Source organism: Corallococcus interemptor (assembly GCF_003668875.1).
GTDB lineage: Bacteria > Myxococcota > Myxococcia > Myxococcales > Myxococcaceae > Corallococcus > Corallococcus interemptor.
Genome location: NZ_RAWM01000215.1, coordinates 1 through 7,759, shown reverse-complemented (window position 1 = coordinate 7,759; position 7,759 = coordinate 1). Strand labels below are relative to the sequence as shown.

5 protein-coding genes and 1 pseudogene are annotated in these 7,759 nt (G+C 72.3%); 1 reads left to right on the top strand and 5 read right to left on the bottom strand.

Going from position 1 to position 7,759, the window contains the following annotated elements:
• The 3 genes and pseudogenes from D7X96_RS38010 to D7X96_RS38000 form a co-directional block, all read right to left on the bottom strand.
• A pseudogene (locus D7X96_RS38010) lies at positions 1–1,170 on the bottom strand (hypothetical protein); the annotation flags it as partial.
• A gap of 252 nt (positions 1,171–1,422) precedes the next feature.
• On the bottom strand, positions 1,423–1,689 hold the full coding sequence (locus tag D7X96_RS38005; RefSeq protein ID WP_120552941.1) for a GlsB/YeaQ/YmgE family stress response membrane protein: 267 nt from the start codon (positions 1,687–1,689) through the stop codon (positions 1,423–1,425).
• 109 nt (positions 1,690–1,798) lie between these two features.
• Positions 1,799–2,533, bottom strand: coding sequence for a 16S rRNA (uracil(1498)-N(3))-methyltransferase (locus D7X96_RS38000; RefSeq protein ID WP_120552942.1), 735 nt, complete (start codon positions 2,531–2,533; stop codon positions 1,799–1,801).
• A 121-nt stretch (positions 2,534–2,654) separates the two neighbouring features.
• Between D7X96_RS38000 and D7X96_RS37995 the strand changes: the two genes are divergently transcribed.
• The gene (locus D7X96_RS37995) at positions 2,655–3,650 is read left to right on the top strand and encodes an asparaginase (protein WP_158616336.1); all 996 of its coding nucleotides are present in this window, start codon (positions 2,655–2,657) and stop codon (positions 3,648–3,650) included.
• A gap of 238 nt (positions 3,651–3,888) precedes the next feature.
• Here the strand turns inward: D7X96_RS37995 and D7X96_RS37990 are convergent, their stop codons facing one another.
• A complete protein-coding gene (locus D7X96_RS37990) occupies positions 3,889–4,755 on the bottom strand; it encodes a 50S ribosomal protein L11 methyltransferase (protein WP_121771920.1) in 867 nt (288 codons plus the stop codon).
• Positions 4,756–4,831: 76 nt separating this feature from the next.
• Positions 4,832–7,435 carry a M16 family metallopeptidase gene (locus D7X96_RS37985; protein ID WP_121771919.1) on the bottom strand — a complete coding sequence of 868 codons (2,604 nt, stop codon included), beginning with the start codon at positions 7,433–7,435 and terminating at the stop codon, positions 4,832–4,834.
• Positions 7,436–7,759: the final 324 nt, after the last annotated feature.

Sequence of the window (7,759 nt, the reverse complement as noted above, 5' to 3'; positions counted from 1 at the left end):
GGCCGAGGGGGTGGGGGCGGGCGAGGTTTCCATGCGGGACACTCCCGGAGCGGTCGCCGCGGACGTCGCGAAGGCCGGCGTCTCCAGCGGGGGCAGGATGGCCGGGTCGTCCATGACGGGCAGGCCCGGAGTGGCGTCCCGGTGAGCATCCATCACGGGCAGGCCGGACGAGGCCTGGGGGGCATCCCAATGCTCGGCGGCCGACGGTCCGGAGGCCTCGAGATGGGGAAGACCGGACGAAGCCGGGGCCTGCGCGGGGGCGTCCATCCGGGGAAGACCGGGAGCACCCGGGACCGCGGCGTTACCGCGAGGCTGGGCCGAAGCGGCGTGGGGGCGAGGAATGAGCGGCTCGGTGCCGTAGGCCGGCGTGGGCGCGGAGCCCGGACGCGGCTCCATGGGAGGCACCGGAGGCTGCGCGGCGCGGGGCACGGCGACGCCGGGGTTCTGGAAGCTGGCCTCGGACAGGGTCGAGGTGGGCGCGGCGCGCGGAGGCACGGGGGCGGCGGCCATCGGCGCCACGGCCGGAGGCGGCGCGGCGGGACGCGGAGGCTGCACGGCGGCAGGAGCGTTCCCGGCGGGAGGCGTGGCGCGAGGAGGCACGGGAGCCACTGCCCGGGGCGCCTGCGGAGAGGGAGCCGCCGCGCGAACCTGGGCATCCGCCTGGGGCGGAGTCGCGCGAGCCGGAGCCGCCGCGCGAGACGCATCCGCGTGGGGCGAGGCAGGGCGCGCGGCCGGAGCCGTAGCGCGAATCGTGGCGTCCGCGGAGGCCGGCGCGGGACGCGCGTTGGGCGCGGCGGGACGACCCGTCACGTCGCCCTGGGGCGCGGGCGCGCGCACGGTCGCGTCGGAGACCGGAGCCTGCGGAGGCACGGCGGCGCGCGGCGCGGCGGCGGGGGCCTGCGCGGGCGGACGGGGCGCGGCGGCGCGCGGCGCGGCTTGCGGCGCGGGCGCCATTCCGGGCCGGACCGTCGGCGTCATTCCCGGCGGCGTCACGGGGCCGCGCGGCGGCTCCATCGCGAAGGCCGGCGTGCCACGCAGCGTCTCCGGCTCCAGCGATTCACTGTTCAGGGTGATGGAATCATCACCGCCCACGCCCAGGGGGGCGCGCTCGCCAGGCCTGCGGCGGTCAATGTGGATGTCCCGGTCGAGCAGGCTCGGGACGGGAGCCACCGCGGGTGGGCGCGCGGCATTGGCGGAGCAAGCGGGGCAATCTCCGACCGGCGGCAGCGAGGCGCCGCATTTCAGGCACTTGGACAACGGATCCTCCCGGTGACGCGGACAACCGTCGCCATGAAAGGCCGCATTCAGGCCTGTAGCAAGAAAAGGACAAGCCCCCGCCGCTCCCTCGCCCGAGGAAGCGTCAGGGGCTCATCGGCGCCACGGCAACCCGCCCCGGAGGACGGTGCGTATGGGCGCCTCACGCTAGGCGTGGACGCGGCGCCGTCCCGCTGCTCCCACCAGGAGAAGCACGACGATGGCTCCCACGACCGACATGATGATGCCGGAGGCGTGCAGGTCGAACAGCCGGCCGTTGCGCTGGAAGAGCGAACCGATGAGGCCGCCCACCAGCGAGCCCACCATGCCCAGCAGCGTCGTCGCCACCAGCCCCATGCTCTGCTTGCCCGGAAGGATGGCCCGGGCGATGAGTCCCGCGATGAGGCCGATGATGATGAAGGTGATGATCCCCATGAGAGTCTCTCCCGTGTGAGGGACCCGTGAGGTCCCGAATGGGAGAAACGTAGGAATGGGCACACGGATCCGTGACCCGGGGGGCAGGGAGGGGCTGTCCGCCCGCCTGCTACCCGAGCGACCCGTCCAGGTGCTGCATCACCGCGAGCGCCGCCAGCGCCGCCGTCTCCGTGCGCAGGATGCGTGAGCCCAGCGTCACCGGCCGCGCGCCCAGCCCCCGCAGGCCCTCCACCTCTTCACGCGCGAGCCCGCCCTCCGGACCAATCACCAGCGCCACCGGAGTCCCCGCCGGAACACTCCGGAACGCTTCACCCAGCGGCACCGCGGACTCCTCTTCATCCAGCACCAGCAGCAGCGTGCCCGGAGTCAGCGCGCGCGCCGCGTCCAGCAGAGGCCGGGGCGGATGCACCTGGGGCACGTCATCACGCCGGCACTGGCGCGCGGCCTCCTCGACAATCTTGGCCCAGCGCTGCGTGCGCTCCTCGGCGCGCTTGGGCTCCAGCTTCACCACGCTGCGCGCGGTGGCCACCGGATGGAACGCGGTGGCGCCCAGCTCCGTGCCCTTCTGCAGCACCAGCTCCAGCTTGTCGCCCTTGGGCAGCCCCTGCAGCACGGCCATCTCGCGCGCGGGCGGCGTCACGCGCACGGTCCCCAGCACCAGCCGCACGGATTCGGCATCCAGCCCGGTGACGCGCGCCTCGAAGGCGCGGCCCTTGCCGTCGAACACCTCCAGCGCGTCGCCGTCCAGAAGCCGCAGCACGTGGACGAGGTAGTGGCGGCGCTCGCCCGTGAGCGTCACGTCGGCGGGAGCAGGGTCGGGCAGGGGAACGAAGAGGCGGACCACGGCGGCTTCCTTGAAGGGGAGGGCGTCCGGAAGATAGCCCTCCATGCGTCCGGGAGGGCCCATTCCGCACTCCGCGAGCGCGCGGCCATACCCCGTTCCTGCTATGGCGCGCCCCACGCCCATGGCCACCCTCGTCATCGAGTCCACCCGCTCCGGCTTCGTCGAATCCCTCCACACCGTGTCCGTCGCGGTGGTGAGCGCGGAGGGCACGCGCGTCGCGTACGCGGGCGACCCGGAGCGCGTCACCTTCTGGCGTTCCGCGGCGAAGCCCTTCCAGTCCCTGCCCATGGTCCAGGACGGCGCGGCGGACCGCTACGGCTTCGGCCCGCGTGAGCTGGCGCTCTCCTGCGCGTCCCACTCCAGCGAGCCCGTGCACCGCGCGCTCGCCATGCAGATGCTGAGCGCCTCCGGCTGCGAGGAGCGCCACCTCGCGTGCGGACCGCACCCGCCGCTGTCACCCGCCGTCGCGGAGGAAGCGCTCAAGGCGGGCGTGGTGCTCACGCCCCGGTGGAACAACTGCTCCGGCAAGCACGCCGGGATGCTCGCGCTGGCAAGGCACCACGGCTGGGACGTGCACGGCTACGCCAGCGACGGCCACCCGGTGCAGGAGCGCATCCAGGACGAAATCGCGAAGTGGACGGGGCTGCCGCGCGACGCGCTGGTGAAGGCCGTGGATGGCTGCCGCGCCGTCTGCTTCGGCCTGCCGCTGAGCGCCATGGCCACCGCGTGGGCCCGCTTCGGCATCTCGGAGGCACCCGCCGCGCAGCGCCTGCGGGACGCCATGCTCGCGCACCCGGAGCTGGTCGCGGGCAGGGGGCGCGCGTGCACGGAGCTGATGACCGCCTTCAAGGGCGAGGCCGTGGTGAAGATTGGCGCGGAGGGCGTCTACTGCGCCGCGCTGCCCCGCGTGCGCCTGGGCGTGGCCCTGAAGGTCGAGGACGGCGATGCCCGCTGCGCCGCGCCCGCGCTCCTCGCCGTGCTGCGCCTCCTCGCGGAGCCGTACGGCCTGGGCCTGCCCATGGAGGGCCTGGCGCATCACGTGGAGCCGCGCATCCTCGACACCCGGAACGAAGTCGTGGGCTCGCTGCGCGCGGGCGGGACGCTCGCGTTCGCCTGAGCCGTGCTGTAGCGCGGAAGGTCACAGGCACCAGGGCACCCTGTAACCGGCCCCGCTACAGCCGGGCCCGCATCCCCTGGAGCTTCGGGGAAGCAGCGGCAGGCACGCGGACTGCAATGCCTGTCCGGCACACGGCGGGAGTCGCGAGGTCCTGACGCCAAGGGGGAAAGCCTCGCGAGTCCAGATGGGGTCGGGTTGGCGAGCCTTTTCCGGTTCGCGGCCCGACCCCCTCTTGTTTCTAGCGCTTCAAGTCGATGCGCACCCACTCGCCCTGCTGCGCGCCCTCCAGCACGGTGCACCCCAGGTTGCGGTACGCGGCCTCCACGTCCGCGCGCTGGTGCGCGAGCACGCCGGCCAGCACCAGCCGGTCCTTCGCCTTGGGGACGATGAGGGGCGCCAGTTCAATCAGCGTGTTGGCCAGGATGTTCGCGAGCACCAGGTCGAAGGTGCCGGACACCTCCGTCAGCTCGCGCCCGGAGATGTCCAGGTCGGGCGTCTGGTTGTCGGTGCAGTTCTCCTGGGCCAGCTCCACGGAGGTGGGGTCGTTGTCCGTGCCCACCACGTGGCCCGCGCCCAGCTTCTTCGCCGCGATGGCGAGCACGCCCGTGCCGGTGCCCACGTCCAGCACGCTCGCGCCCGGGTGCGTGGCCATGAAGTCATCCACCGCCGCCAGGCACAGCGACGTGGTGGGGTGGTCCCCCGTGCCGAAGGCCATCTTCGGCTCGATGACCAGCTTCACCTTGTCCGCGGGCGCGTTCTCCACGTCCCAGGGCGGGCCCACCCACAGCCGGCCCACCTGCACGGACTTGATGAGCGACTTCCACTCGTTGCTCCAGTCCTGCTGGGGCTGCTCGTCCAGGGACAGGCGCGCGGTGGGGTGGGTCTCCGCCACCGCGTCACGGGCGTCCTCCGCGCTCTCACGGTCCTCGAAGTAGGCGACGACGATGGACTCGCCCTTCACGGGGGCGCGCACGCCCGGCATGGTGGGCGTCTCCGTGTCGCGAACCTCCAGGCCCAGGGCGCCGGCTTCATGGAGGAGGTCCTGGAGAATCTCGGACGATTCCTCCGCGATATCCACGGTGAGTGACAGGTAGGTCTGGGACATGGCGCCCCTTCTACCGCACCCGGTGCGGCGTGGAAGCGCCGTCGTCGTGACGCTTCCACGCTCGCGGATGCAGGGCTTACGGCCCGACGACCGCCATGGCCATGCGGTCGAAGTCGATGACCCGGCGGGCCACCTCCTGCACGTCCGCCGCCGTCACCTTCGCCACGCGCTCGGAGTAGTGCAGGAAGTTGTCCAGCCCGATGCCGTAGCAGGCGTCCAGCGCCAGCAGCGTCGCGCGGGCGCTGTTGCGCTGCAGGTCGATTTCGTACGCCCCGATGATGTGCTGCTTGGCGCGCTCCAGCTCGTCCGAGGGAATGGGCTCGTCGCGGATCCGCTGCAGCTCGCGGCGCATACCCTCCACCGCCGCGTCCACCTTCTCCGGGCTCGTGCCCATGTAGACGGCGAAGTAGCCGGGGTCCAACCCGTCCATGGAGAAGCTGCTCACGCTGTACGCCATGGAGCGCTTGTCGCGCAGCTCGATGAAGAGCCGCCCGCCCTGGCCCGACAGCACCGTGGACAGCACGTCCAGCGACACGCGCCACGGGTCGCTCAGCCGCGCCGCCTGGAAGCCCATCACCAGGTGCGTCTGCGCGCGCGCCAGCACCTTCTTCTCCGTGCGCGGAGCGGCGGGCGCGGGCTCCGGCTTCACCTGCTTGTGCGCCACCGCGCCGCCGCGCGACCTGCCGAAGTACTCGTTCGCCAGCGCCCGCACCTGGTCCACGTTCACGTCGCCCACCACGCTGAGCGTCATCTGCGACGGGTCCATGTACGCGCGGTGGTACGCGCGCAGCTGCTCGGGCCCCAGCGCCTCCACGGACGCCTTCTCACCCAGGAGCGACAGCCGGTACGGGTGCTGCTGGTAGAGCGTGCGCGAGAACAGCTCGAACGCCAGGCTGGACGGCTTGTCCTCGCGGGTGAGGATGTCCTGGAGCAGGAGCGAGCGCTCGCGGGCGACCTCCTCCTCGCGGAAGGCGGGGTTGAGCAGCACGTCCGCGAACAGCCGGAAGCCGGGCTCGAAGTAGCGCGACAGGAAGTCCGCCTTCAGGCTCACGGAGTTGCGGCCGCCCTGGCCGTTGATGTTGCCCGCGTACAGGTCGCCCAGGTGGCTGATGTCATCCGCGCTGAGCGTCGTGGTGCCCTTGGTGAGCGCGCGGCTGAGCAGCGTGGTGATGCCGTTGTCCTCGGGCGTCTCGAAGCGCGCGCCGCCAATGAAGGCCGCGCGCATGGAGAACAGCGGCACGTGCGGCTCCACGCGGATGATGAGCGTGGCGCCGGAGGGCAGCTTCTCCTGCACGACTTCTGAACGCGCGGACGCCACGGCGCTCCGGGCCGCGCGCGGCGCGCCTTCCGGAGGCGGCTGACGGACGGCGCGCTCCGGCGGGGCGAGGCCCGGGCTCTTCGCCGCCTCATCCAGCGCGGCGTGCACGTGGGCCTCGGTCAGCTCCGCGGATGCCGGCACCAGCGCGGTGACGACGGCGTGCTCCAGCCGCAGGTACTTCTGGGCCACGCGGCGCAGGTCCTCCGGCTTCAGGTTGCGGATGTCCTCCAGGTAGCGCGCCTCGGACTCCAGGCCGCCGGGGCTGGTCTGATACGAGCCCAGGTTGCGCGCGGTGCCCTGCACCGTCTCCTTGCGGTAGACGGACTCCGCCTCCACCACGGCCTGCACCGTGCGCAGCTCGTCCTGGGGCACGCCCGTGGTGCGCAGCGCCTCCAGCACGCGCGCCGTCTGCGTGAGCGCCTTCTGCGCCTGCGCGGGCGGCAGCGTCAGCGACACGGAGAAGATGCCCGGGTCCTTGGGCGTGTACGCGGACGCGTGGATGTCGTTGACCAGGTGCTGGCGGCGCTTCACCTCGCGCACCAGCCACGACGAATTGCCCTGGCCGGCAATCATGGCCAGCACGTCCAGCGCGGGCACGTCCGGGTGCTCCAGTTCGGGAATCGCGAAGGCCAGGTGCAGGTAGGCCTCCTTCACGTCCTCCGTCTGGATGAGCACGCGGCGGCCCGTGGGCGCGGCGTCGCGCGGGCGCTGCACGGGGCCCGCGTAGGGCCGGCCCCAGTCACCGCCGAAGATTTCATCCACCCACTGGCGCAGCTCCGCCTCGTTGAGGTCTCCCGCGACGGACAGCACCAGGTTCCTGGGCGTGTAGTGCCGGTGGTAGAACTCCAGCACCTTCTCGCGGGTGAAGCTGCGCACGCTCTCCTCGGTGCCGATGACGGGCAGCCGGTAGGGGTGCGTCTGGAACGCGGCGGTGAACAGCCCGCGGGACGCGCGGCGCGACGGCGAGTCGTAGCTGCGCTTGATCTCCTCGCACACGACCTCGATTTCACGCGCCAGCTCGTCCTTGTCGAACGCGGAGCGGCGGACGGCATCCCCCAGGATGTCCAGGCCCGTGCGGGCGAACTGGCTGGCGATGACGATGTGGTAGACGGTCTGGTCGAAGGACGTCCAGGCGTTGATCTCGCCGCCGTGCGCCTCGATGTCCCGGGCAATCTCACCGGGGCCCCGGCGCTCCGTGCCCTTGAAGAGCATGTGCTCGTGCAGGTGGGCGAGCCCGGCCTGGTCCGGCCTTTCGTCCGCGCTGCCGGCCTTGACCCAGACCTGGAAGGCCGCGACCTTGGCGGCGTGCTGCTCCTCGAAGACGACGGTGAGCCCGTTGGGCAGGGTGTAGCGGATGGCCATAGGTGTGGTCCGAAGCTGGCATCCCCTCCCGAGGAGAGGCAAGGCAAGGTGTGATGTTTGCTCCATTGGCTAACGTCCCACCCCTCCCACGTCGAGCGGACCGTACCGCCCGCCTCCCTCCAGGCAGGCGAAGCGGCGCGGTTTCCCACGCGTAACTGGTGGAAACCCCCCGTGGTCGGTAACCTGGGCACGCACATGCCGTCTCCCCCGGACGAGGCGGATCCGCTCGCGGACCTGAAGGAACTGCTGGATGAAGGCGACGCCCCCATGGCGGCGCCCGCTCCGGCCCCCACCAGGCCGCTGTCGGTTCCCAAGCCTCCCCCC